This window comes from Sphingobacterium sp. WM (assembly GCF_029542465.1).
In the GTDB taxonomy this organism is placed as follows: Bacteria; Bacteroidota; Bacteroidia; order Sphingobacteriales; family Sphingobacteriaceae; genus Sphingobacterium; species Sphingobacterium cellulitidis.
The window spans coordinates 3,314,839-3,341,098 of record NZ_CP120709.1 but is presented as its reverse complement, the minus strand read 5'-3'; the positions used below and the strand labels follow the sequence as shown (position 1 = coordinate 3,341,098).

Below are 26,260 nucleotides of genomic sequence, written 5' to 3'. Positions count from 1 at the left end.
TAAATGGGACAAAAAAAGCGTATATCTGTTGTTGCCATTTTTGATGTTGGCAAAACCAATAAGAAGTTGTTTCTATTTGATGAGCACTACCAAATTGTATTTGAGAAATCGGCTCGCTTTTTAGAAACAGTGGATGAGGATGGTGATCCCTGTGAGAATATTGAGAGCCTTCGGCTTTCCGTATTTGATTCCCTACATGAGATTTTCAGGAAAACGGAGTATGAGGTTAAGGCAATCAATTTTACGGCCTATGGCGCTAGTTTTGTCCTAATCCGGGAAGATGGCCAACCCTTGACGCCATTATATAATTATCTCAAGGAATATCCACAGGCATTGAAAGATGAGCTGCATAATCAGTATGGTGGATTAGAGCAATTTAGCTTGGATACGGCCTCTCCAGATTTAGGGAGTTTGAATTCTGGCTTACAACTATATCGCGTAAAAAAAGAAAGACCATCGGTATTTGCCGAAATACATAGTGCCTTACATTTGCCCCAATATTTAAGTTTCTTATTATCGGGAAAATTATATTCGGATCAAACGAGTATAGGATGTCATACGGCACTTTGGGATTATAATAAACAGGCTTATCATCAATGGGTGAAAGATACGGGGGTTGAAGAAAAGTTGGCTCCAATAGTACAGGCCGATGAGGTATTTGCGGCAAATTTTCCTGGCAGTACATTTCTGATAGGATCTGGTTTACATGACAGTTCCTCCGCTCTGATTCCCTATTTGTTGAATTTTCATGAACCATTTGTTCTAATTTCAACAGGAACCTGGTGTATCTCCTTAAATCCATTCAACCATGATTCTTTAACCAAATCTGAATTGGAGCAGGATTGTTTGTTTTACCTTTCTTATGCGGGGGATCCAGTGAAGGCATCCCGATTATTCGCAGGGAATGAGCATGATGTACAGACCAAAAGGATTGCTGATCACTTTGGGGTGACGACGGCGAAGTTCCGGAATATGGAAATTGATTGGAGCATGATTGATACATTAAGTAAGGATGTTCTATCCGATGAGTTATCTGCATTTTCAAAAATTGATTTGAGCAGATTTGCGGATTATAAAGAAGCCTATCATTCGTTTATGTTGCATCTAGTGAAATCACAGGTCAAATCGACCAATTTGATTATGAAGTCAGGATCGGTCAGTAGAGTTTTTGTGGATGGAGGATTTAGTAAGAATTCTATCTACATGAATTTATTAGCAAGGGAATATCCGGAAGTGGAGGTTTATGCTGCTTCGATGGCCCAAGCGACGGCTGTAGGTGCGGCCTTAGTCATCCATAAACATTGGAATTCCTTACCTGTTCCGAATAACCTGATTGAACTCCGATTTTATAGAGCATAGAAGAATTTTCAATTTCATATTTAGTTAATAATAAAAATAAAAAAGTTACACAACAGTGTAGCTTTTTTTTGTGTGCTAAAATCCCGAGAAATTGAATTTTGGTTAATTGATTTAGCAAGGCTGAATGGATGATTTTGTTCAAGAAATTTAGTCAACAAACCTAGTCAGGATAGTGCAGGACGCATATTAATAAGGTTAAGTCTATTTTTGATATTGAAAAACAAATTAATAAACCATAGCAATCAGAAGGATTTGAAAGTTATTTAGGAATGATAATATTTCCTTTTTTTCAATTGCTAGTCGTTAAAAACAACTTGAATCACTTCAACTTAATCCTTCCCCAAAACATCTCAGGAAATTAAGTATTTCTTTTCATTTTGTTTTAACGAGAAATTATATACTACACCTATAACTAACTAACCTTTACAAGATGAAAGGAACGGCTTTTCGAAAAAGATCTTTTATCAGATCATTGGGTATTTTGCTTTTCTTGTTTATTCAAGGAAACCAACTCTACGCCCAAACCAGCATTCAAATTGAAGGTACTATCCGGGACACTGAAACAAAAGAAGTTTTAGTGGGAGTAACTATTCGATTTTTAAACAGCAATATCGCTACTTCCACAGATGATCAAGGGAAATTTTCCATTGAGGTTCCTAAGGCGGGCACTTTGACCTTTTCCCTATTAGGGTATCAGAATCAACGTGTTGCAGTAGATGAGTCCAAGAGTATTGATGTTGAATTATTAAAACAAGGAGAGGCCATTGATGAAGTTGTGGTCGTTGCCTACGGACAACAGAAGAAGTTATCCGTAACTGGGGCGGTGTCGAGTGTTAGCAGTGAAGAGCTGAAGAAAACACCTTCTGCAAGTTTAGCGGTAGCATTAGCAGGTCGCTTACCGGGCTTATCGGCGATGCAACGTGGTGGTGGACAACCCGGTCGGGATGATGCAACCATGTTTTTACGTGGTGCTGCAACCACCAATGGGCAGACTCCATTAATCTTAATCGATGGAGTTCCGAGGGACAATATCCGGACCTTAGATGCCAACGAGGTCGAGACTGTAACTGTTTTGAAAGATGCCTCTGCAACGGCGGTTTTTGGGGTTCGCGGAGCGAACGGCGTTGTATTGATTACGACGAAAAGAGGAAAAATAGGAAAAATGGATCTGAATGCGAGTTTAGACCAAAGTTGGACCTCCTTTACGCGTGAGCCAGAAAGATTAACTTCCTTGGAATACCTAAATCTTAGAAACCAAGCCTCCATCAATGATGGACTAGAACCTGCTTTTACGCAGGAGATTATTGACCGCTACAGCAATCCTTTAGCAGGTTTGGATCGCAATGATCCCGATTATGAGCAAAAGGCTTTGGTTTTAAATTACATGTATCCGGATCATGATTATTACCGAGAGTTTATTTCAAAAAATACGCCTCAGACGAGATTAAATATCAATGGTTCTGGAGGTACAGAAAAGGTGAATTATTTTGTCAATGGAGCATTTTTAAGACAGGGTGGGAATCTGAATACGGAGCCCAAGGATCAATTAGGCTATGATCCTTCTTCTTGGTTAAGACGGTATAACTTCCGCTCGAATCTAGACTATAACATCAGTCAGTATGTCAAATCCTTTTTAAATATCGGAACTTATATAGAGCAGGTGAATATGCCATCTGCAGGTTTATACGGTGGAGATACCAATTGGATGATGCGGGATTTAATTTATCAGGCCCAATCTATTTTGCCTATTACACCGGGACCAGTGACCATTGATGGTTTCGGGGTTGCGCCGGGACAAATTGTTGATCCAGGATATATGGACCGATCTGCCTTCGAGATCATGAATAGAATGGGGTATAGAAATGAGGTAAGGTCGAATTTGAATTCATCCTTAGGGATTGATATCTCCTTGGACAAGTTTGTGAAAGGCTTGAGTGTAAAGGGGATGGTTTCCTACGATACGAAGGCCACCACTGCTGCACAAGGTTATAAAAGAGAGCGTCTTTACTTAGCGGAGATTGTTCCAGAGAGCAATTCTATGACTTATGCTGTGAAGCGTTCGGAAGAAGAGTTATTGAGTTTGGCGAAAGGTGCAGATTCAAGGTATAATATCAATCTTCAGGGAACCATTAACTACAACCGGACTTTTTCGGAAAAACATGATGTTGGCGCGATGATTTTGGCTCAACGGGATTATTGGGAAACAACGGCAGGAGATTTCCCATTCAATGTGATTGGTGTAGCGGGGCGTTTTACCTATGGATATGATAATCGATACTTAGCTGAGGTTAATATGGGTTATAATGGATCCGAACAATTTTCACCAACGAAGCGCTTTGGTTTTTTTCCAGCATTTTCAGTTGGTTGGATTGTGAGCAACGAGAGTTTTATGCCTAAAACGGATTGGTTGAACAATTTGAAACTAAGGGCATCCTATGGAGAAGTTGGAAATGATCAAATGGGGGGCACGCGATTCCTTTATCAAACCAAGAATTATTTAGGAGCTGGTCCTTTGGGTAGTTTGGCGACTATTCCGGGAAGTAACTCAACCGCAGGCCAAGGGATTATTCAGGGATTGATTGGTAATCCTTACGTCACTTGGGAGCTAGCGAAAAAGCAAAACTATGGGGTAGACCTAAGTTTATTCAATGATCTGAATGTTGCTTTTGATTATTACATCGAAGATCGCAGTCAAATTCTGATTCAGCGTCAATCTGTACCATCTTTTCAAGGGGTTCCTTTAGGAAATATTCCAAGGGTAAATATGGGAATAGTAAATAATAAAGGATTTGAAGTTGAGCTAAGTTATAAGAAAACTCTTACAGATAAGCTTCATTTGACTTTCAATGGTAATTATGGTGAAAACAAGAACATGGTTAAGTTTATGGATGAGCCCATCCGGGATGAAAGCTATATTCATCGCTATAGACAAACTGGATTTCCACTAGGCCAATCATTCGGATATAAGATTGATTATAGTAATGGAAATGGAATGTTCAATAGTCAGCAGGAGTTAGATGACTATTTAGCTACAACCAGTTATGGATTTGGGGTTCCACGTGTAGGATATTTTAAATATACGGATTTGAATGAGGATGGTGTTGTGGATGATAAGGATCAAGTACCCTTACATGCTTCATCGATTCCTGGAATAACCTATGGATTTGGATTGACTGTTTCTTATGCGGGCTTTGATGCTTCGGTATTTTTCCAAGGAGTTGGTCGCTATGCGAGTCCTTGGGGAGGTACACAAGGGGTTTATGAAAACACTTATCGCGGGACCTATTTTGGCTACCATAAAACGGCATGGACCGCAGAGCGTTTCGCAAATGGGGAGGAAATTACCTATCCAGCATTAAGTACACAGAGCAATACGAACCATGTAAATAATGATTTCTTCATTATGAATAGATCCTATTTACGACTACGAAATATTGAGCTTGCCTATACCTTACCTGCAAGGTTACTACAACCAATTGGAGTAAATGCATTTCGGGTTTATGTGAGTGGTCACAATCTTTTCTTATGGGATAAACTTCCGATGGACCATTTGGATCCGGAGAATGTTGATCCGATTGGATATCCGGTGACCAAGATGTTGAATATGGGCGTCAATGTTTCATTTTAATTTTTGGGTTATGAAATTTAGAATCAAAAGATATATAAGTAGGATTATTCTTGCCAGCGCATTGGTTGCGGGAGTAAGTTCATGTAATAAGGAGCTAGATATGGCTCCGGATGGATATTTTTCTATCGATGAGATCTTTCAGGATAATCTGAAGGTAGCGGCATTTCTGAATAGCTGTTATAATCAGATTCCAGTGAAGGGGACTCGATATTTTTTCTGGATGCGGGGTCCGGTGGTATGGAGTGATGAAGCCTGGGATACGGACGCGGAGTCTGAACCCACCTTGATGTCAGGCAGGCTTTATAATGGAGATGCATCCTCTGCCAATCATCCAATTGTGAATGTTCATGAAGATGGGGGCAATGGTAATTATTGGAATCGCTATTGGTCAGGCATCAGAAATTGTGCAGTGATGATCAAGAATATTGATGCAGCACAAGTAAATAGTGAAAGCGATCGCAAGAGATGGAAAGCAGAAGCACACCTGTTAAGAGCCTATTATTATCATGAATTATTGAAATGGTATGGAGCATCTTTGCCGATTATGCGTGAACCGATGGAGTTCGATGCTGATTTTTCTGGAACAGAAAAGCCGACCTATTATGAATTGGTAAAATTCATCATTGAGGATTGTGATGCTGCGCTGGCAACCGCAGAATTACCTTGGACCATTACCGATGCTGGAGAACAACATCGGATTACGAAATCCGTGGCTGAGGCAATAAAATCCAAGATGATCTTATTTGCTGCCAGTCCATTGAACAATGATGGGAAAAACTTGTGGGAAGAAGCCTATCAGATCAATAAAAAATCCTTAGAGAATCTTCGCAGCCATGGCTATGAGCTGTACAATAAGGTCAACTATCCGCAGACCTATCTTTCAGATATCTCCTTTATTGGTCCTGAAAATAATGAAAAAGCATCTTTATATAACGAATACTTTACCCAAGGAATGCAATTTTCAGGTACTCGGATTGATAAGGAAACGATTTGGCAAAGTCGGGAAGGTCAGGGTAATATTTGGAATATTGATGGGATAGGTTCTCAAGATGGTTATAAAACAGGTACCTGTCCAACCCAAGAAATGGTTGATGCTTATGAAACCATTGATGGGCAAACAGTATTGGATTTAAGTAATCCATATCTGGATGAAAAGCATCTTCAGCCGAATTATAATAAGAATAATAAGACCTACAATCCCAATGACCCCTATGCTAACCGAGATCCACGATTTTATGCGAGCATATATTATAACGGATCGAAGCGCTATGCATTTTGGAATTTTGCGGAGGTGAAGGAATCCCCGGAGAATTATCCGGCAGCTATTGGTGCGAGGACTCGGATCATTGCAACGTACGAAGGAGAGCCGCAAACGGGGATTAATCGAACCGTTCGTAAAGCTACGCGTACGGGGTATTATCAAAGAAAATTTTTACACCCGAATTCGGCAACGAATAATCCGGTAGGAGGAGCGAATACGAAGTTATTTCGTTTAGGCGAGGTGATTTTAAATTTTGCGGAGGCAGCAGCGGAGGCAGGTCATTTGGATGAAGCCCGTGCGGCGGTCAATGAAATCAGGAAACGTGTTGGCATGCCGGATATTCCAGCCGGCTTGAATAAGGAGCAATTAATTCTCAGAGTACGTCATGAACGAAGAGTGGAATTGGCCTTTGAGGAGAACCGATATTTTGATGTTCGCAGATGGGCAAGTCCTCAAGCAGACCTTTCAAAAACGGATCGTTGGTTAACAGCTGCGAATATTAGTAGAAAGGCAGATGGTACTTATACCTATGCTCGTCGTCTGATTCGTGATGTGGAAAGACGTAATTATACCAATAGATTTCTTTGGTTGCCTATTCCATTGGAAGAGGCCAACCGATTGAAATCAATTACTGGTGAAAATTGGCAAAACCCTGGATGGTAGAATTTAGAAATCAGAAAAAATGAAGACAATTCAAAAATATTGGAAAATAAACCTCTTGCTGATTTTCCTGATGTCAATCAATATTTACGTCAAAGCACAAGAGCAGAATGCAGAAATAATAGGGATTGTGGTTGATGAATTTCAAAAGCCATTAAAGGATGTCATAATTACTTCCGTTGCAACAAAGAACGGAACATCCAGTGATTTTGATGGCAATTTTGTTTTGAAAACATATAGTTCCAAGCAAAAGGTACGCTTCGAGCTAGAGGGATACCATAGTATAGAGGTAGATCTTGAACCTGAGCGGGAGGATTTGGTTATTTTACTCTTGAAGGATAACCATGAGTTGGATAAGGTCATTGACCTGGGCTATACCACGACCACTTTTAGAAACCTGACAGGAGCAGTATCATCGGTTAGTGGTTCAGAGTTGGAACGACATCCGGTGGCCAATTTAAGTCAAACCTTTGCTGGAAGATTAGCAGGATTAACGACTCAGGAGACCTTTTCAGAATTATCCAGAGTGAATACCGACTTGTTCATTCGGGGGGTATCAGCAGCGAGAAAAGGTGACCCATTAGTGATTATCGATGGAATTCCGACTTCCTATAACAGTGGTCAATCTTTAGAATATATCTCACCCAATGAAATTGAGTCCATCAATATATTAAAAGATGCCTCAACCCAAGCAATTTATGGGATTCAAGGGGCCAACGGTGTAATCGTTGTTAAAACAAAACGAGGAAAGAAAGGAGATGTTGAAATAAAAGCGAGATTAGATCAATCCTTTCAACAAGTTACAACAAAGCCTTTGATGCTAAATTCTCTACAGTATGCAGAATTAAGCAACCAGGCTGGAGTAAATGACGGATTAGGAGCTTTTAGTCAATTTTCAGAAAACACGATCAATCATTATCGATCTGGGGATTCCCCGGAATTATACCCAAGCAATAACTGGTATGATAAGTATTTTAAGGACTTTGCTTCCATGCAAAGGGTAGGGGTGAATGTGACTGGAGGAAATGATAAGATCACTTATTTTTCAAATCTAAACTTTATGCATCAGGGGGGATACTTCAATACAGATACCAAGGAGTATAATCCTAATCCGAAGAATGTATGGGTAAATTATCGCTCTAATGTTGATGTACAATTCAATAATTACCTGAGTGGATATTTAAGGTTGAGCGGAAATGTGAAACGGGAAAGAGTTCCTGGCGGAGGATCCAATGAAGGGGTTTATGGTAGTATGTTTTTGATGCCGCCAACAACATATGGTCCACTGACGCCAGAGATACTGGATCCGCAAACTGGGGAAGTTATGATTCCTGGGGGACAAGTGGTAACTACTGATCGGATCAATAATCCAACCTATGGAATATTAAATCGGTCTGGTTATATCAATCATACCGTAACGAATATCAGTTCTCAATTTGGGCTGAATCTAGACATGAGTTTTTTAACGGAAGGGCTTAAATTATCGGGTGTTTTTGCCTATCAAACGAATTCTGTAGGAAGCTTAAGTAATACGCAGAGTTTTGAACGGTATATGCGATCCGAAAATTGGGATAAATTGGAATTCACCAAAAAAGGAGAGGAGCAGAATTCACCTCTAGGGTTTAATAAAGGTCATTCCTATTATTATCATTTAACTTATAAAGGTCAATTGGATTATTCCAGAAGTTTCGGAAAGCATAATATTCTTGCTTCTGCCTATGGATTGTTTCAAGACCTGACCAAGGCCAATACCAATGCGCCAGAATTATTGCCTTATAAAAGATTAAGTACGGGAGCACAAGCTGAGTACAATTACGATAACCGATATATGCTGAAAGCAGTATTTGGATATTCAGGATCGGAACAATATTCCAGAGCCCATCGGTATTTATTTACGCCAGCATTTGGAGCAAGTTGGATTGCGTCCAATGAATCCTTTTTGGAAGGAAGCAAGGATTGGTTAAGTCTGTTGAAGTTCAGGGGTTCATGGGGTAAAACTGCTAATGATCAAAGTGGATTGCAACGGTATGCCTATTTAGATCAGATTGTGGTGCATTCGGGTGGACCATTGGGTTATTTACAGTATCTGGTAGTTGAAAATCAAACCGGAAATCCGAATATCCAAGCAGAGGTTTCCACGAAAACGAATTTCGGTGTTGATTTAGGATTATTTAATTCGATCACCTTTAGTGGCGATATTTTCAAGGAACGAATGGAAAACATGATTGTTGGAGCAGTTTCAACAATTCCATCCTACCAGGGAATTCCATTGAGTAATTACCCAAGGATCAATGAGGGCATATTTGATAATAAGGGCTATGAATTGAGTTTGAGATATGATCGAATTATCAATGCAAAGACTTCATTTTATGTTCAAGGGATGTTCTCCAAGAATGACAATAAAATTGTGAGTTGGAATGAGGCAGAGCGGACGGCGGATTTTGCCTACAGAAAGCGTGAGGAAGGATATTCGCTTGGGCAGGAGTTTGGTTATTTAGTAGACTACAGTCAGGGTAATGGTTTCTTTAATTCGCAAGCAGAGATTGATGCTTCTGGTCTGACCTATGGATTTGGTGAAATCAGACCTGGGGATCTACGATACCAAGATTTGAATTCAGATGGTACTATTGATGAGCGCGATTTAGGTCCTATAGGAAGTGGTGTCATTCCGAAGGTGACTTATTCATTTGCCGGAGGGATTAAATATGCAGCCTTTGATATGAATTTTATTTTCCAAGGAATAGGGAAATATTCGGGGATCATGACTGGTAATGGGATATGGGAGACTTCCAATGGAGGGCTATATTCATCCTTGCATCAGCATGCCTGGACCGCAGAGCGCTATGCAAATAATGAAGAGATTACTTGGCCAGCCTTATCGACTGAGAAATCTGTCAATCATGAGGGAAGTGACTTTGTGAATTTTAATAAAACCTATTTGAGACTACGCAATGTAGAATTAGGGTACACCTTACAAAGGGACAAAACTAGGTTTATTGGTTTTGATCAAATTCGGATCGTTCTTTCTGGACAGAACCTATTTACCTGGGACAAGATGAAGACGAAGGATTTTGGTCCAGAGGGACCAGGCTATATGGGCTTCCCAGTTTACCGTGTGTACAGCTTTGGTGTTAATTTAATGCTATAGCGATCTAATAAAATATCAATCAATAAGAGCGAATTATTATGAAACTACATAAGAAAATATTTTACTCACTGGTTCTAATTGCGGGAATGAGTTCCTGTAACAAGCAATTGGATCTGCCTAGTGATGGTAGGATCAGCATGGACCAGGTCTTTAGTGATTATAATCGGACCCGTGGGTATTTAAATTCATGTTATGGTCATGCGCCATTACCCAAAATTACTCGATCATCCTTTACCGATGAAGCACAGGATGCCGATGATGTTATCGATGGTTCTCAATATATCATGTGGTATGGAGGAAATATCACGACCAATTCCTTTGGGACCTATTCTCCTGATGGTAATCCTTGGACTCAATTATATGAAGGCATACGCAAGTGTAATGTGTTCCTAAAAGAAATCCAGACTGCTACGGTTTATGTGGGCGACGAAGAGAAAAATGGGTGGATTGCGCAAGCAAGAACATTGAGAGCATTTTATTATTTGCAACTGATCAAAAGATTTAATTCAGTGCCCATTTTTGAAGAGCCATTGGCGATCGACCATGATTTTTCTAAAGATAAGAAATCAAGCTTTTCTGAGGTTGTCACCTTTATCCTTAAAGACTGTGATGAAGCATTAAAAGTTCCCAATACGAGAGATGGATTTCCATGGGCAATTTATGATAATCAATTTGGGAAGATGACGCGTGCAATAGCCTATGCGATCAAATCCCAAGCGGTGACCTATGCTGCAAGTCCATTATTTTCGGATGGGTCCTATACCTGGGCGGATGCTACCAAAATTACCGCCGAAGCTTTGGCCACCTGTTTGGCAAATGATTATAAATTATTTGATATAAAACCAGATGCAGATATAGCGATGAATCCCTATGACCTATATTTTATCACCTCTTCGAATGATAAGCGAGCGGTAGATAAAGAAACCATTTATCAGTTAGGGAATCAGCTTCAGGTCTGGAGAACTGCAGGCTTGCCTACGAATCCAGGTATGGAAAGAGCAGGGCCGAATCCATCGCAGGAATTAGTAGACAGTTATGAGATGGCGAATGGGGAACCTGCAATTCTGGGTTATTCAGATGCCGATCATTTACAGCCGATCATCAATACCGCTTCAGGATACGATCCTAAAGATCCTTACAAAAATCGAGATCCACGGTTCTATTCTTCCATTTATTTTAATGGTTCCCTGAGGGATTTACAAGCTGAACAGGTGGAAACATTTGTAGGTGGTAAACAAGGGATTTCGACCACTGATAGACGGTTCACCCGAACTGGCTACTACCTGAGGAAATACAATAACTATAGATCAGGAACTAGTAATAATTCTGATGGTGCAGTACGTATCTTCCGATTGGCAGAGTTGTATTTGAATTTTGCAGAGGCAGCCTACCAATCTGTGGGTGCTGATGTAAAAGTCAATGATTCGAATTTAGGATTAAGTGCGCGAGAAGCCTTAAATATAATTCGGAAGCGAGTAGATATGCCAGAGATAAAAGCAGGTTTGAGCAAGGAAGCCTTTGAATTAAAATATAGAAATGAACGAAGGATAGAATTGGCATTTGAAGAACATCGATTCTTTGATGTTCGCAGATGGAAGATCTTAGCTCAAACGGATAGGTTTATTACAGGAATGCGAATTGTCAAGAATGCTGATGGATTGCAATATAATCGGTTCAAATTCAGAAATCGAGGAAGTTCAGTGGATAAATTTTTATTGTATCCCATAGAGCAAATTGAGGTTAATAAAATTTTTCAATTGACCGGTGAAAACTGGCAGAATCCAGGTTGGTTAGATTAATTACAAGATGAAACATGATTAAATTAAAAAACATAATACCAGCAGCATTTTTATTTCTGAGTGTGGGTGTTCATGCGCAACAAGTTCCCTTTATCAGTAGCGACCAATGGGCATTCACAGATGCCTTGGGTCGAAAAGCAGTAGATCAAAAAGAAGCTGGAACAAAGAAAGATAAAACAGTTGCCATGTTCTATTGGACCTGGCATCAAGGGAATGATGATGTAAATTATGGGGTCAAGAATATCACGAATATAGTTCGTCAATACCCTGAATCGATGAAGGATTACAATCATTTTGCTTGGGGAGATAAAAAGCCCGGCTTTTTTTTCTGGGAGGAGCCATTATTTGGATACTATAAAACTACCGATCCCTGGGTTCTTCGAAAGCATGCGGAGATGTTGGCTGATGCAGGGGTAGATGTTGTATTTTTTGATTGTACCAATGGTAGTTTAACCTGGCAGGAATCTTATGAAGCATTATTAAAAACCTGGTCACAGGCGAAGGCAGATGGGGTTAATGTTCCAAAGATTGCCTTTTTGTTACCATTTGGACCTGTTCCACATTCGGCAGTTTCATTAAGACAACTTTATAAGGATGTCTATCAGCCGGGTCGATACCAAGATTTATGGTTTATGTGGAAAGGGAAACCCTGTATTATGGCATACCCTGATAATCTAGAGAAAACTGGTATTGATGCAGAGATAGCTTCCTTTTTCACCTTCCGACCGGGGCAGCCTGACTATGTAGATGGTCCAACACGAAAAGATCAATGGGGCTGGTTGGAAAATTATCCGCAGCATGGCTATATTTCGAATGGGAATGGTCAATTCGAACAAGTAACAGTTGGAGTAGCCCAAAATGCTGGTCCTTCTACAGATGGACATTGCAGTGCTTTTAATTTAGAAGGAACCTACGGCAGAAGCTATAGCAAAAGAAATGGATTTGATCCTCGGGTCGATGGTTATTTATATGGTTGGAATTTTCAAGAACAATGGGATCGGGCATTTGAATTGGATCCGGAATTAGTTTTTGTAACTGGCTGGAATGAATATATCGCTGGACAGTGGTTGCCGAAAGATAGCTGGACTGGGGATCCATTTTCTTTTGTAGATCAATTTGACTGGGAACATAGTCGGGATATTGAACCCAACAAAGGTTGGGGTGATAAAGGAGATGTTTATTATCTGCAGTTAATTGATAATGTGCGAAAGTTTAAAGGTATGGAACCTATGCAACAAGTATCAGCGGCAAAATCCATCAAATTAGGTCAAAAAGCAGATTGGAATGATGTTTTGCCTGTATTCAAACATTATAAGGGGAATACTATGCATCGAGATCATCGTGGAAGATATAGTGAATACTATACCAATACTACCGGTAGGAATGATATTGTTGAAGCAAAAGTCGCTAGGGATAATAATCAGCTATATTTTTATGTAGAAACCGCTGCGGCATTGACAAAATCAAGTGATCCCAATTGGATGATGTTGTTCATCGATATCGATCGGGATAAAAGCACGGGATGGAATGGATATGATTATATCATAAACCGACAAAGCCCAAGGAGTAATAAGGTTATTGTAGAAAAGAATGTTGGAGGAAGATGGGAATGGCAGGAAGTTCATCAAGCGCCATTCAAGCTGTCATCCAAACAATTGGTGATTGGCATTCCTAGGGAAGTACTTGGACTTTCAGGGAAACCGGTGGATATGGAATTTAAATGGAATGATAATATGCAGGAAAACGGCAATATTATGGATTTCTATGTAAATGGAGATACAGCTCCATCGGGTCGTTTTAATTTTGTTTATACGGCAAAATAATGTTTGCATTTATTCAGTCTATCAATTTAAACCTAAATCAAATGCGTTTTAAATACGTTAATATACTTTATTCGGCAATTTTATTATTTGGGGTTCAGCAAAGCCTACAGGGGCAAAGTTTTTCAGGTACAGATGATCTTGGTCGTAAATTACCACTTCAGGATGCGGTTGGAGCTAAGAAAGAGGGAAAACAGGTAGGGATATTTTATTTTTTATGGCAGGGTGATTCAGGGTCACCAACATCAGAAACACATTGGGACCTGACAAAATTATATCAGGATCATCCCGAGGTTTATCATGATTTTCATCATAAAAACTGGGGTGGAGGCTCTGCTGGTGCTGGTCGATACTATTTTTGGGGAGAACCAATTTATGGATATTATAGAGGAGATGATCAATGGGTTCACCTGAAGAACATGCAGTTATTGGCAGATGCCGATGTGGATTTTCTGGTCATCGATGCAACGAACAGGTTGACTTACACAAAACAAGTAAAATCGTTATTAGGTGCCATGAAGACCTTAATGGATCAAGGTAAAAAGGCTCCGAAAATTGTTTTTTATACGAATACAAAATCCGGGGATGCGATGCAGGAAATCTATGATACCTTTTATTCTCCGGCGGTTTCAGATCCTCAAAAAGATAGTTGGTACTTTCTGGATGGAAAGCCTTTGATTATTGGCTTATCCAAGGAGGCGAAAGGTCGGGATTATGAGAGTTTTTTTACAATTCGCGAGTCCCAGTGGCCCAATGAACCGGAGAAGGTTGATGGTTGGCCCTGGATAGAGTTTCAAAGACCGCAGAAGGTATATAAGAACAATCGTGGGGAAAAAGAAATCGTGAATGTTTCGGCTTCACAGCATCCTAATTTAGATGCGTCCATGGGTGGATCAGCTTTCTATGGAAAATCTGGAAACTGGGGGCGTAGTTATCGAAATAATTCAGCAGGTAATCCAGATAAGGATATTTTTTATGGCTATAACATTCAAGAGCAATGGGATTTTGCATTGAAGCAAGATGTTCCATTTGTATTTATTACCGGTTGGAATGAGTGGATAGCTGGAAAATGGCAAAGAACAGATGAACATAAAGATCAAGCGCATTTTGTGGATCAGGCGAGTCCGGAGTATAGTCGGGATATAGAGCCTACCTGGACATCGGGCTTAAAGGATAATTATTATATGCAGATGATTTCCAACATTCGTCGATACAAGGGAACCGATGAAGTCCCTGTTATTGAAAAAACGAAGGAAATACCGGCAATACATTCCTGGAACAAAGTAAAAGATCTGTATGTGGATTATGTGGGAGATGTTCTCCATAGAAACCATCCTGGAGCACAGACCGAGCCAAAGGTTCAATATGTCAATGAATCAGGTCGGAATGATATTAAGAATATAAAGGTAAGTGCCACCGATCGAGTTTTAGGATTCTATGTGGAGACAGTTAATCCATTGTCTACGACAAAAACAGATAATTGGATGACGCTATGGTTAAATTCGGACAATAATAATAAAACAGGATGGCATGGATATGATTATCGAGTAATTCGAGGGAATCAATTGCAGAAGTGTGTTGATGGATTTTGGGAGGATGATAAATTGCTGGAATTTGAAGAAAAGGGGAATGCCCTATTGATCAAAGTTCCGGTTTCAGATATAGGCATGTCCAAGGAGGGCTATTCAATGGAATTTAAGTGGTCCGATAATATGATGAAGGACGATCCACTGGATTGGTATGTAAATGGAGATGCAGCACCTGGAGGGCGATTAAACTTGCTTATTCAGGTACAAAAAAGATAGTCTTTGGTTTAAATTAGGTTTATTAAAAAAGGCGAGCATCATCCACGATGACTCGCCTTTTACTTATATGATATTTTGGTTTTTTAACGTAAGTCCACCACTTCAAATCCAGGATATTTTCCTTTATTGAATTGGAAGGTAGATCCGGCAATTGGATTATTCACATACAATGCGTTGATTGTATAAGTGTATTTTGCACCGGATTTGTCAAAAATAGTCACATCATGGATATGTTTATTTTTGTTAATTCTCACCTGAATTTTCGAGTAGTTGCTCTTTGTGTCTTCTGGGGTAAGATCTACAGCCGTTAATTTTCCTGCAGCACCGTCAGAATCATTTGAAGAGCTTACATACTTGTATCCAGATTTATAGAAAGTAAAAATATTGTTGGGACCGATAGCTTGACCAGAATTGTCAGCTTCTGACACTTGCACTTCTTTATCTTCTTTCAGTACCGACCAAGTAGATTTACCATCAGAAATTAAATCCTGAGTAGGGAGGGCGATTTTATACTGATTAGCGGGTTTATTTAAAAACAATTGACCTTTATCTGTATAGTTTTCACCGTTTGCCTGAGCTGCCTTAAAGGTAAAATCAGACTGGATGGTTTGGTAACCATCGTATTTTTTTGATACCTCGTCCAAAATTTTTTTGGCGGAGTTATTTTGTCCAAAAGTAAGTGTTGCACTAAAAAGGGCAACAAATAAAAGCATAGATCTCATCATCATTTATTAATCTTTTCTTAATGTTTCCAAAAACTGTTCCAATGAATATTCATCGGGGTATAGCACCTCGCGTGCTTTACTACCTTCAAAAGGACCTACAATACCTGCAGCTTCCAATTGATCGATGATTCTTCCAGCGCGGTTATAACCAAGTTTTAGTTTACGCTGAATTAATGATGTTGAGCCTTGTTGATGCATGACAATAAGCCTTGCAGCGTCTTCGAATAGCTGATCCCTATCGTCCATGTCGAAATCCGCTAATCCTGATCCATCGCCATTTTCATCAATGTATTCTGGCAATAGGAATGCAGATGGGTAACCCCTTTGCGAACCAATGAAATCAGAGATTTCGTCTACTTCCGGAGTATCGACAAAAGCACATTGAATACGGATCAAGTCGCTACCTGTTGCGAGCAACATATCCCCGCGACCAATCAATTGGTCGGCACCACCGCTATCCAAAATTGTTCTTGAGTCGGTTTTAGAAAGTACTCTAAATGCAAGTCGAGCTGGGAAGTTAGCTTTGATTGTACCCGTAATAATATTTACGGAAGGTCTTTGTGTAGCAATGACCAAGTGAATACCTACGGCACGGGCTAACTGAGCAAGACGAGCGATAGGAGTTTCTACTTCCTTACCGGCAGTCATGATCAAATCGGCAAACTCATCAATTATAAGAACTATAAATGGTAAGAATCGATGACCCTCCTCAGGGTTTAATCGACGATTGATAAATTTTACATTATATTCCTTTAAATTCCTTACTTGGGCATTTTTTAACAAATCATAACGTTGATCCATTTCAATACACAAGGAATTTAAGGTGTTGATTACTTTCTTTGTATCGGTAATAATTGGCTCATCTTCGTTTGGAAGTTTAGCCAAGAAATGTCTTTCAATTTTTTTGAACAGCGATAATTCGACTTTTTTCGGATCGACCAAGACGAATTTTAATTCTGCGGGGTGCTTTTTATAAAGCAAAGAAGTTAAAATGGCATTGATACCAACTGATTTACCTTGACCTGTCGCACCTGCTACCAATAAGTGTGGCATTTTAGCCAAATCTGCAATATAAACCTCATTGGAAATGGTTTTTCCAAGTGCAATAGGAAGGTCCATATCTGATTTCTGATATTTTTCAGTTGCCAGGATTGAACGCATGGATACCATTTCAGGGGAGGAGTTTGGTACTTCAATACCAATTGTCCCTTTTCCAGGCATTGGGGCAATAATACGAATACCCAAAGCTGCTAAACTCAAGGCGATATCATCCTCAAGATTTTTGATTTTAGAGATACGAACACCCGGTTTCGGGATAATTTCATATAAGGTCACTGTTGGACCAATAGTCGCTTTAATATGTTCAATCTCGATACTATAGTTTCTTAAGGTTTCAACAATTCTATTTTTGTTGGCCTCTAATTCTTGTTGGTTAATGGTGATTTTACCAGTTCCATAGTCTTTCAATAAATCCAGGCTAGGATATTTATAACCTGATAGATCCAATTTTGGGTCATATTCACCGAATTTCTCGACTAAATCATTTGCTGAGATTGGTTTTTCTTCGATTACCCGTTCCACAGTTAATTCAGGTTCAACCGGCTCTTCAGGTTTTTTGACCTTGGCAGGAGGTGGATCAATACTGAGTTCGATTTCCTGTTCCTGATTGACAAAATCAGTATTTGGTTTTATAGTATTAACGTTCAGCGGCAAAGATACCGGGCTGTCCTCTTTAGATTCTGTTTTAAAATCAACACTTCCAATTTCATCTTCTTCCTCTTCATCAGGCAATGCATAAGTGTCAGAAGCAACATTTTGTTGTTTATTTACCTTTAGGGTATTGTTTACAGTAGTATAATTGCTTTCATCACCTTCAAATTCCTCTTCTTCATCCTCCAATTGTTTTTTAGAAGATTGGAAGGAGAACCTTAGGTCATAATTATAGAGTAATACAAGTGCTGTTAAGAATATAAATACGAGAAGACCACCAGTTCCTACTGTACCGATTTGATTCTTTAAGATTTGGTTGGTCCAGAATCCAAATTTACCTTCAAGGATGTGCGGTGTATTTGAGATAAAATCCTGCGCAAATCCAAGGGTTATTGATAGGATTATTATAGCAATCAAGGAGTATAATACGGTTTTCCAAACAGGAAGGATAGATCTTTTGTACAAGAATTTATAACCGATAATGAACAAGACCAAAATAAATAAGAAAGAGGCTACTCCAAACCATTCATAAATAAATTGATTAGCGAGTAAAGCTCCAAATTTTCCTAATTTATTTTGAACGATAGGGGTATCAATTGTTTCGTCGTGAATTTCTTCGGAAGTTTGCAATAGCGTACTCCATCCGCCATTGCTTTGTGCGATATAACTTTGATCCGATTGCCAAGTGAACAAATAAGAAACAAATGCAACGGTGAAGAGTCCAGCGAGCAATAAGAGGAATAAGCCTACTATTTTAAGAGCTTTTCTTTGACCTTCAGAAAAGTTGAATTGGTCAAAAGATTTGGTTTTTGCTCTTTTTTGATAAGAAATGGTAGTGTTCTTCGTCTTCTTGGTCCCAGTGCTACTACTACCGTTTTTAAAAGTATTTAATTTAGCCATTAATTAATTATGACGTGATTTACGTTAGTACAAACTTAAAAAAAAACTTTCAGGAATCCATTGAATGAGATTAGCCCTGCGTTTCATAACCCATAAAAATTTAGCCTTTCTCAATCCTTTCAAAGAAGAGCAAGTTTTCATTGGATTGAAATCTAATGAGCTGTAGCAATAAGCTCTCCAATTTCGTTGTATGTTTGAATATAAAGAATTTTATGAAGTATGTTTCGAAGAAATAAAAATTTACTAGGAATATTAGCGATTTGTATAGGACTAATCTTTCAAGGATGTTCGAAAGATGACGATTCGTTATCCAATCTTGAATCTACGCATGATTTTTCTGGGCTTGCGGCCTTTAATGCAATTGAAGGTCCTGATAATTTGCAATTCTTTGTTGATGGAAAATTAATCAATAAGACGAATGAGGATTTCAGTATCGGCGGCTATTTAAATCATCGTACGGTCTTTCCAGGTAATCGAAAACTAGAGTTAAAGAATTTAGATAATCAGGTCTTTTTTTCGGCAGATAAAAAATTTGAAAGCACTAAAATTTATACATATTTCTTTTTTGGAAAGAATAACCAGCCAGTAGTTACCGAAGATGATATGATAAAGCCTGATGCTGGTTTAATGAGAGTTCGGATTATCAATTTAGTGACAGATTCAAAGTTAAAACTGGATTTTGATTACTTATCAACCAAGTACACATCAAACTTTGATAATCGTGTTTTTGGGTCGAACGAATTTTCATCAAAAGTAAATTTTAAGTTTAGGGTGTCCTCTCCTGATAAGAAATATGAAAGCATAGAAATCCCGTTGGATGGAAAAGACCGCTCCGTTTATTCGATAGTAATATATTCTAGCCAAGAGGATGAAGGAAGGGTATTGAAGTATCGCAAATTGGAAATGTAAAATATCATAGTAAGAAGAAAGCCCGTAACATTGTTACGGGCTTTCCTTTTTATTTATTACTGCTTTATGCTACTGTAATCAGGTAGTAATTCTTTTTACCGCGTTGAGCGATAAGGTACTTGCCGTTGATTAGCTGGTCAGTATTGATAAGCAATTCAATATCATTTAATTTTTCGCGGTTCAATGAAACGCCACCACCTTGAAGCATTTTTCTAGCTTCACCTTTCGAAGAGAATACTTGCGTATCTACAGCTAATAGGTCAAGGATATTGATTCCTTCAGCTAATTTAGCTTTGTCTAAATTAAATTGAGGTACACCATCAAACACTTCCAATACAGCATCATGGTCTAAATTAGCCAAGAAAGACAGGTCCCCATTTCCGAAAAGGAATTCGGAGGTTTTTACAGCCGTATCGTAATCTAATTCAGAGTGCGTACGCGTAGTAATGTCTTTTGCTAAAGCTTTTTGGACGATTCTTAAATGAGGAGCTGCATCATGTTCAGCGATGATCGCATCAATTTCTTCCTTAGGTTTTAAGGTGAAGATTTTGATCCAGTTTTTCGCGTCATCATCCGTAGCATTCAACCAGAATTGATAATATTTATACGGAGAAGTTTTCTTAGCGTCCAACCATACGGCACCAGATTCGGTTTTACCGAATTTTTGGCCATCTGATTTTTTGATTAATTGAGTTGTTAACCCGAAAACATTTCCTTGTTCAAGTCTTCTTACGATTTCACTTCCAGTCACGATGTTACCCCATTGGTCCGAACCACCCATTTGGATTTTACAGTTCTGGTTTTTCCAAAGATAATAGAAGTCATACCCTTGAATTAATTGATAGGAGAACTCAGTGAAGGAAAGCCCATTTTCGCCTTCCAAACGTTTCTTTACAGAATCTTTGGCCATCATATAATTCACGGTAATCAGCTTACCAACATCGCGGATAAAGTCCAAGAAACTAAATTCTTTGAACCAATCGAAGTTGTTCACCATTTTCGCATCTGTTTCACCTTCGCCAAAAGTTAAGAATTTGGTCAGTTGGTGTTTTAAAGAAGCGACATTGTGAGCTAACGTAGCTTCATCAAGAAGATTACGTTCAGCTGATTTGAATGAAGGGTCTCCGATCATACCTGTAGCACCACCAACTAACGCGATAGGTTTGTGACCCGCGTGTTGAAAGTGGATTAAAGTCATGATTTGAGTTAAATGACCAACATGTAGAGAATCGCCTGTCGGGTCGAAGCCGATATAACCCGCTACTTGTTCTTTGTTTAACAATTCTTCTGTTCCTGGCATGATGTCTTGAAGCATGCCTCTCCAGCGTAGTTCTTCTACAAAGTTCATAATATACCCTTAAGATTTTTATTTAAGTTGCAAAGATACGAGATTAAACTGTATCTTTCAGATAATTATTGTTTAGATCTAGCGGATGAATTTTCTCTCACATTTCTATTTTGAAAGGTTTGCAACTATCCCTGAGCGCGTTCTCGGTTCCTTGCTGCCGGACTTATTGAAAAATGTAGATAAGTCCTATATTTTTCATCCCCAGAAGTTTGAGGAACAATTGTTTATCCATCCATTGAGTATGGAGATTTCGGAGGGTTGGTACCGACATGTGGAGGTTGATAAGATCTTCCATAGCAGTGAGTTTTTTCTGAAACATTGCCATCAATTGAAACGGAAGATCGATCCTGTTCTAGTGGGCACTCCCATCCGTGGGACATTTATGGCACATATTGCAGTCGAGCTCATGCTGGATCACCTGCTGATCAAACATCAATTATTGAATGTTTCCAGGTTATATGAACATCTGGAAAATGTAAACAGACCAATTTTGAAAAATTACCTCAAGACGATCGGCGTCGAGGATGTTGATGGATTTTTCACTTTTTATGATAAGTTTTTGGAATGGCGATATATCGAAAATTATAAGGATCTGGATCAGATTTCGAAGCCATTGATCAATATTTCCAAGCGAATTTGGACATTTGATACCCCAGAAGGGATACATTCTGGATTGACTCAGGTATTGATGTCCTATTGTGATGAAGAATTGAAGGATTTCAAAGATATATACACATATATTCAGGATAATTTGACGTATTTGTCATAATTTTTTTCACTTTTGTTACTTGTCCAATAAATTAACTTAATATGGCTAACAGACTTTTCAGAAAGAAAAGCGTAGATCAAATACTTTCAGACGCAGAACATGGTGGTTCTGGATTAGCAAAAATTTTAGGAGTTCGGGATTTGGTATCCCTAGGGATTGCGGCCATTGTAGGTGCCGGTATTTTTAGTACCATTGGTCTGGCGAGTTACAATGGAGGACCTGCTGTGTCCTTATTGTTCGTATTCGTGGCCTTTGCCTGTGTTTTTACAGCGCTTTCCTATGCTCAATTTGCGAGTACTGTTCCAGTGTCAGGAAGTGCATATACGTATGCGTATGTAGCATTTGGAGAACTCTTTGCCTGGATAATAGGCTGGGCTTTGGTTCTTGAATATGCAGTTTCCAATATGGTTGTGGCCATTTCCTGGTCGCAATATTTTGTTTCCATGCTTGAAGGTTTTGGAATCCATCTCCCCAAATGGATGACCATGGCTCCGGGCTATGCCTTGGATGCCCATCAAAAGTTCCTGGAGGTAGGGATTGAAAACATGGAGAAGATTGATAAGGTTGCCCTGCAAGCTTATGATACGGCTCCAAGAATTTTAGATATTCCAATTATTCTGGATATTCCGGCAGGATTAATCACGTTTCTAGTGACCTGGTTGGTGTATATCGGGATTAAGGAATCTCGGAAAGCCAGTAATATCATGGTGTTGATCAAGATCGGTATCATCCTAGCGGTAATATTAGGGGGTATCTTTTTTGTTAAGCCTGAAAACTGGGTTCCATTTGCTCCAAATGGAATGGGGGGAGTGATGAGTGGGGTAGCTGCGGTTTTCTTTGCCTTTATTGGTTTTGACTCCATCTCAACCACAGCAGAGGAGTGTAAGAACCCTCAAAGGGATCTTCCAAAGGCGATGATTTATTGTTTATTAATCTGTGCGGTGCTTTATGTAGCCATTACTTTAGTGCTTACCGGAATGGTAAATTATAAAGAATTGAATGTAAAGGATCCATTGGCCTATGTTTTTGAATATGTCGGATTTGACCATATGGCGGGAATTATCTCCGTAACATCGGTAATTGCGATTACGAGTGCCTTATTGGTATTTCAGTTGGCTCAACCAAGAATCTGGATGACAATGAGTCGCGATGGATTATTGTGGAAGAAATTTGCAACCATACACCCAAAATATAAAACTCCATCATTCGCTACGATTGTAACAGGTATTGTTGTTGCAATTCCAGCCTTGTTTTTCAAAATGGATTTCTTTGTGGATTTAACATCCGTAGGGACTTTCTTTGCTTTTATCTTGGTGTGTTGCGGCGTATTGTATATGGATCATTCAGGCTTATCCAAACGTTCTAAATTCAAAGTTCCTTATATCAATGGTAAATACCTGGTAGGAATTGGATTGATCATAGGAATTATCTTAGCCCTTAAATTCAGTGGGGAATCCATTTCAGATTGGATGAGCATGGGATCAACGGCGATCTTATTGCATAAATCCTTGGTGATTGTGTTTTGGTTAGTTTGGATTGTGTTAAGTGTATTGAGCTTTAAATATAATTTTTCATTACTTCCAGTAACCGGGATATTGATTAACCTGTATTTGATGTCAGAACTAGGGGCCAGTAACTGGATAATCTTTATTCTATGGTTAGTCGCAGGATTGGTGATTTATTTTGGTTATGGTTATCGAAATTCGAAATTGCGAAACTTAGATGCTAAAGAAGAAATTAAATAACAAAAAAGAGGCTGCAATTGCAGCCTCTTTTTTGTTATAGTCTTGTTAGTTTAACTTCTTCGGTATTCGGTATTGTTAGTGGTACTCGTTCCAATGTTACGAAACTACTATCCAGGCCAAAGCCTTTTTCTTCAGAAAGGCTAAACTTCTTAAGGATCTTATAGATTTCCAGAATAATCTTTTCATTCCACTTCAAGAAGTGAGTTTTTGAGATTACTTTTTCTAGGACTACGAAGTTGAAGTCACCTGGGATATTGTATTTTTTCAGGGTGTCGTAGTTGCTGGTAATATCGATTTCACCTTTGTTGACCATGTCTTCAACCACCTTACGGAAGAGTAAGCTGATTTTTTGTTCTTCACGGAATCCTAAGTGGAAATCAATACGAATCAATTTACCCGGGATAAGCTGAGTTACCTTGTATTCTCGTGTATGCGGGTTGTCCATAACATCAACGTGGACTAACCAGTACACATCGGCCCGTTTGGGCTTTTTGTTGATGATGGAGTAGGTAATCTTTGCTTCCACCTCCGTCAAGTTATTGGCGCTGGTTAAATACACCAAGTGTGAGGAGAATTGAGGGACCGTTTTATCTTCACTCAGTTCAGATAGGATAGGGTAGTAGTCTTTGATATGAACAAATTTGACGAACCTATTCTTGATTTTACGAGCACCAAACCAACTGTACATGACGATGAACAAGGTTAAGGCAAGAAATAGGGTCAACCAACCGCCATGCGCTATTTTACTGATATTTCCGACTAAGAATGCAATTTCAATAATAGTATAAACGACAGCGAATAAGCCGACCAATATCGGGTTGATTCGTTTCCGAATCATAAAGACCGTCATTAAGATGGTGGTCATGATAAAGGTCAGGTTGATCGCCAGTCCATAGGCTGCTTCCATATTGCTGGATTCTCTAAAGATTAGAATAATCAACATACAGCCCAGATATAGGATCAAGTTTACCGAAGGGACATAGATTTGTCCTTTATGGTCACTTGGATAACGAATGGCAACCTTTGGCCAGATATTCAATCGTACAGCTTCAGCGATCAGCGTAAATGATCCAGAGATCATTGCCTGGCTGGCAATAACGGCTGCGATTGTAGCTATGGTTACCCCCCAGATAATAAACCAATCTGGCATGATGGCGTAGAAAGGGTTTATTTCACCCATTTGGGTTCCAACATGTTCCAATAACCAAGCGCCTTGGCCAAAATAGTTGAAAATCAACATGAGTTTCACATAAATCCAGCTAATGCGGATATTGGATTTTCCACAGTGTCCCATGTCAGAATATAAGGCTTCAGCCCCCGTTGTACATAGAAATATGGCACCGATAATAAACCAGGCATTAGGGTAAGTTGCCAATAGTTCGTAGGCGTAATAAGGGTTTAATGCTTTCCAGATTTCAGGAGAGTGATCCAGATAGGAAAATCCTAATACCCCAATGGTGGTGAACCAGATAAACATCAAAGGACCGAATACACGGCCTACAATATTGGTTCCGAATCGTTGGATTACAAAGAGCAATGAAATAATCAATACCACAACGGGAATTGTTGGGAATCCAGGCATTTTGATGGCCAAACCTTCCACGGCAGATGAAATTGTAATTGCAGGGGTTATCATACCATCGGCCAATAGGGTACTACCCCCAATAATTGCGGGGATAATCAGCCACTTGGCTCTTTTGCGGACTAAGGAATAAAGGGATAAAATACCACCTTCACCTTTGTTGTCTGCGTTTAAGGTAATGATTACATACTTAACCGTAGTTTGCAGGGTTAGGGTCCAGAAAATACAAGAAAGACCACCATAGATCATGATTTCTTGGATTTCACCTTTGTTAAAAATTGCTTTGAAAACGTAGAGGGGAGATGTACCGATATCACCGAAAATGATACCTAGACTGATTAATAAACCTGTCCAGCTTAGGCGCTGCAGGTTTTGCTTATGGTCTCCTGACATATAATTATTTATATTAGATATATTGTCTTAATTTGGTGCGAAATTACAACTTTTAAAGCGACAACGTATTTTCTTGTTAAAAATTGTTAAAGGCTTTAAAAAATCCCCAGAAAAATCTCAAAATTAATTACTTTTGTATTAGGAATTATCGAATAAATGTTTACATTTGATTAAACCATAGCCTTATTCGAATATCTAACTGAAACATGAAATTAGAATTTAGAAAAATATCACACCTTGCTATCTGCTCACTATGCCTTTTAATAGGGATGGGAGGCATCGCACAGGCTTCTAATTCGAATGTTTCTCTATCTTCACAAAACAGTTCCGTATCTGAAATTTCTGCTTTTGATAAATTAAAATTGAAAGAAGAAGACAACGATAAACTGATCAACAACGTGAAAGTTTTCTACAATCCTATCTCAGAACAAATTTCTGTAAATTTCAAACTTGCGAAAGGAAGTAATATTACGATTAAGGTAATGGATGCCTTAGGGAATGAGGTTTTGAGTTTACACAATGGAAATTTAGACTCCGGCATGCAAAACTTGAGTTTTGATACGCAACAGAAATTATCACAAGGATTTTATTTTGTTAGAGTGTCTGGTGGTTCTGATACCATTGTAAAACGTATTTCGATCAAACAATAATTAGATTTATATAAGAATATTTTAGGCTCCCCATAAAGGAGCCTTTTTT

15 protein-coding genes are annotated in these 26,260 nt (G+C 39.0%); 11 read left to right on the top strand and 4 right to left on the bottom strand.

What is annotated here, in order from left to right; all coding sequences use genetic code 11:
- Positions 1-3 precede the first annotated feature (3 nt).
- The 7 genes from PZ892_RS14205 (at position 4) to PZ892_RS14175 (ending at position 15,480) form a co-directional block, all read left to right on the top strand.
- The gene (locus PZ892_RS14205) at positions 4-1,359 is read left to right on the top strand and encodes an FGGY family carbohydrate kinase (RefSeq protein ID WP_094280948.1); all 1,356 of its coding nucleotides are present in this window, start codon (positions 4-6) and stop codon (positions 1,357-1,359) included.
- Positions 1,360-1,789: 430 nt separating this feature from the next.
- A complete protein-coding gene (locus tag PZ892_RS14200) occupies positions 1,790-4,987 on the top strand; it encodes a TonB-dependent receptor (protein ID WP_277711446.1) in 3,198 nt (1,065 codons plus the stop codon).
- Between the two features lie 10 nt (positions 4,988-4,997).
- Positions 4,998-6,911 (top strand): RagB/SusD family nutrient uptake outer membrane protein, encoded by a 1,914-nt coding sequence (locus PZ892_RS14195; protein ID WP_169715208.1) that lies wholly within the window; start codon positions 4,998-5,000, stop codon positions 6,909-6,911.
- A 19-nt stretch (positions 6,912-6,930) separates the two neighbouring features.
- Entirely contained in the window at positions 6,931-10,056 is a 3,126-nt protein-coding gene (locus PZ892_RS14190) for a SusC/RagA family TonB-linked outer membrane protein (protein WP_094257790.1), read from the top strand.
- 38 nt (positions 10,057-10,094) lie between these two features.
- On the top strand, positions 10,095-11,855 hold the full coding sequence (locus tag PZ892_RS14185; protein ID WP_094257789.1) for a RagB/SusD family nutrient uptake outer membrane protein: 1,761 nt from the start codon (positions 10,095-10,097) through the stop codon (positions 11,853-11,855).
- Between the two features lie 14 nt (positions 11,856-11,869).
- A complete protein-coding gene (locus tag PZ892_RS14180) occupies positions 11,870-13,678 on the top strand; it encodes a hypothetical protein (protein WP_218823971.1) in 1,809 nt (602 codons plus the stop codon).
- Between the two features lie 41 nt (positions 13,679-13,719).
- Complete coding sequence (locus PZ892_RS14175) at positions 13,720-15,480, top strand: hypothetical protein (RefSeq protein ID WP_144043708.1); 1,761 nt, start codon at positions 13,720-13,722, stop codon at positions 15,478-15,480.
- An 83-nt stretch (positions 15,481-15,563) separates the two neighbouring features.
- On the opposite strand, the gene PZ892_RS14170 is transcribed toward PZ892_RS14175, so the two are convergent.
- Both PZ892_RS14170 and PZ892_RS14165 read right to left on the bottom strand, forming a co-directional pair.
- Entirely contained in the window at positions 15,564-16,208 is a 645-nt protein-coding gene (locus tag PZ892_RS14170; protein WP_094257787.1) for an outer membrane lipoprotein carrier protein LolA, read from the bottom strand.
- A gap of 3 nt (positions 16,209-16,211) precedes the next feature.
- On the bottom strand, positions 16,212-18,815 hold the full coding sequence (locus tag PZ892_RS14165; protein ID WP_094257786.1) for a DNA translocase FtsK: 2,604 nt from the start codon (positions 18,813-18,815) through the stop codon (positions 16,212-16,214).
- 219 nt (positions 18,816-19,034) lie between these two features.
- Between PZ892_RS14165 and PZ892_RS14160 the strand changes: the two genes are divergently transcribed.
- Positions 19,035-19,724 carry a DUF4397 domain-containing protein gene (locus tag PZ892_RS14160; RefSeq protein WP_094257785.1) on the top strand — a complete coding sequence of 230 codons (690 nt, stop codon included), beginning with the start codon at positions 19,035-19,037 and terminating at the stop codon, positions 19,722-19,724.
- A 64-nt stretch (positions 19,725-19,788) separates the two neighbouring features.
- Here the strand turns inward: PZ892_RS14160 and tyrS are convergent, their stop codons facing one another.
- Positions 19,789-21,072 carry a tyrosine--tRNA ligase gene (gene tyrS, locus PZ892_RS14155; RefSeq protein ID WP_094257784.1) on the bottom strand — a complete coding sequence of 428 codons (1,284 nt, stop codon included), beginning with the start codon at positions 21,070-21,072 and terminating at the stop codon, positions 19,789-19,791.
- An 85-nt stretch (positions 21,073-21,157) separates the two neighbouring features.
- Between tyrS and PZ892_RS14150 the strand changes: the two genes are divergently transcribed.
- Positions 21,158-21,841: a hypothetical protein gene (locus PZ892_RS14150; RefSeq protein WP_094257783.1), complete on the top strand. Its 684-nt coding sequence runs from the start codon at positions 21,158-21,160 to the stop codon at positions 21,839-21,841.
- A gap of 41 nt (positions 21,842-21,882) precedes the next feature.
- Complete coding sequence (locus PZ892_RS14145; RefSeq protein ID WP_094257782.1) at positions 21,883-23,586, top strand: amino acid permease; 1,704 nt, start codon at positions 21,883-21,885, stop codon at positions 23,584-23,586.
- A 34-nt stretch (positions 23,587-23,620) separates the two neighbouring features.
- On the opposite strand, the gene PZ892_RS14140 is transcribed toward PZ892_RS14145, so the two are convergent.
- Positions 23,621-25,561, bottom strand: a complete 1,941-nt coding sequence (locus PZ892_RS14140; RefSeq protein WP_094257781.1) for a KUP/HAK/KT family potassium transporter — start codon at positions 25,559-25,561, stop codon at positions 23,621-23,623.
- Positions 25,562-25,767: 206 nt separating this feature from the next.
- Here PZ892_RS14140 and PZ892_RS14135 point away from each other — a divergent pair, with 206 nt between their 5' ends.
- Positions 25,768-26,211: a T9SS type A sorting domain-containing protein gene (locus PZ892_RS14135; protein WP_277711445.1), complete on the top strand. Its 444-nt coding sequence runs from the start codon at positions 25,768-25,770 to the stop codon at positions 26,209-26,211.
- The last annotated feature ends 49 nt before the right edge of the window (positions 26,212-26,260 follow it).

Coding starts and splice junctions, on each gene's coding strand:
- PZ892_RS14205 (WP_094280948.1), top strand. CDS start 4: ATGGGACAAAAAAAGCGTATATCTGTTGTTGCCATTTTTGATGTTGGC.
- PZ892_RS14200 (WP_277711446.1), top strand. CDS start 1,790: ATGAAAGGAACGGCTTTTCGAAAAAGATCTTTTATCAGATCATTGGGT.
- PZ892_RS14195 (WP_169715208.1), top strand. CDS start 4,998: ATGAAATTTAGAATCAAAAGATATATAAGTAGGATTATTCTTGCCAGC.
- PZ892_RS14190 (WP_094257790.1), top strand. CDS start 6,931: ATGAAGACAATTCAAAAATATTGGAAAATAAACCTCTTGCTGATTTTC.
- PZ892_RS14185 (WP_094257789.1), top strand. CDS start 10,095: ATGAAACTACATAAGAAAATATTTTACTCACTGGTTCTAATTGCGGGA.
- PZ892_RS14180 (WP_218823971.1), top strand. CDS start 11,870: ATGATTAAATTAAAAAACATAATACCAGCAGCATTTTTATTTCTGAGT.
- PZ892_RS14175 (WP_144043708.1), top strand. CDS start 13,720: ATGCGTTTTAAATACGTTAATATACTTTATTCGGCAATTTTATTATTT.
- PZ892_RS14170 (WP_094257787.1), bottom strand. CDS start 16,208: ATGATGATGAGATCTATGCTTTTATTTGTTGCCCTTTTTAGTGCAACA.
- PZ892_RS14165 (WP_094257786.1), bottom strand. CDS start 18,815: ATGGCTAAATTAAATACTTTTAAAAACGGTAGTAGTAGCACTGGGACC.
- PZ892_RS14160 (WP_094257785.1), top strand. CDS start 19,035: ATGTTTCGAAGAAATAAAAATTTACTAGGAATATTAGCGATTTGTATA.
- tyrS (WP_094257784.1), bottom strand. CDS start 21,072: ATGAACTTTGTAGAAGAACTACGCTGGAGAGGCATGCTTCAAGACATC.
- PZ892_RS14150 (WP_094257783.1), top strand. CDS start 21,158: ATGAATTTTCTCTCACATTTCTATTTTGAAAGGTTTGCAACTATCCCT.
- PZ892_RS14145 (WP_094257782.1), top strand. CDS start 21,883: ATGGCTAACAGACTTTTCAGAAAGAAAAGCGTAGATCAAATACTTTCA.
- PZ892_RS14140 (WP_094257781.1), bottom strand. CDS start 25,561: ATGTCAGGAGACCATAAGCAAAACCTGCAGCGCCTAAGCTGGACAGGT.
- PZ892_RS14135 (WP_277711445.1), top strand. CDS start 25,768: ATGAAATTAGAATTTAGAAAAATATCACACCTTGCTATCTGCTCACTA.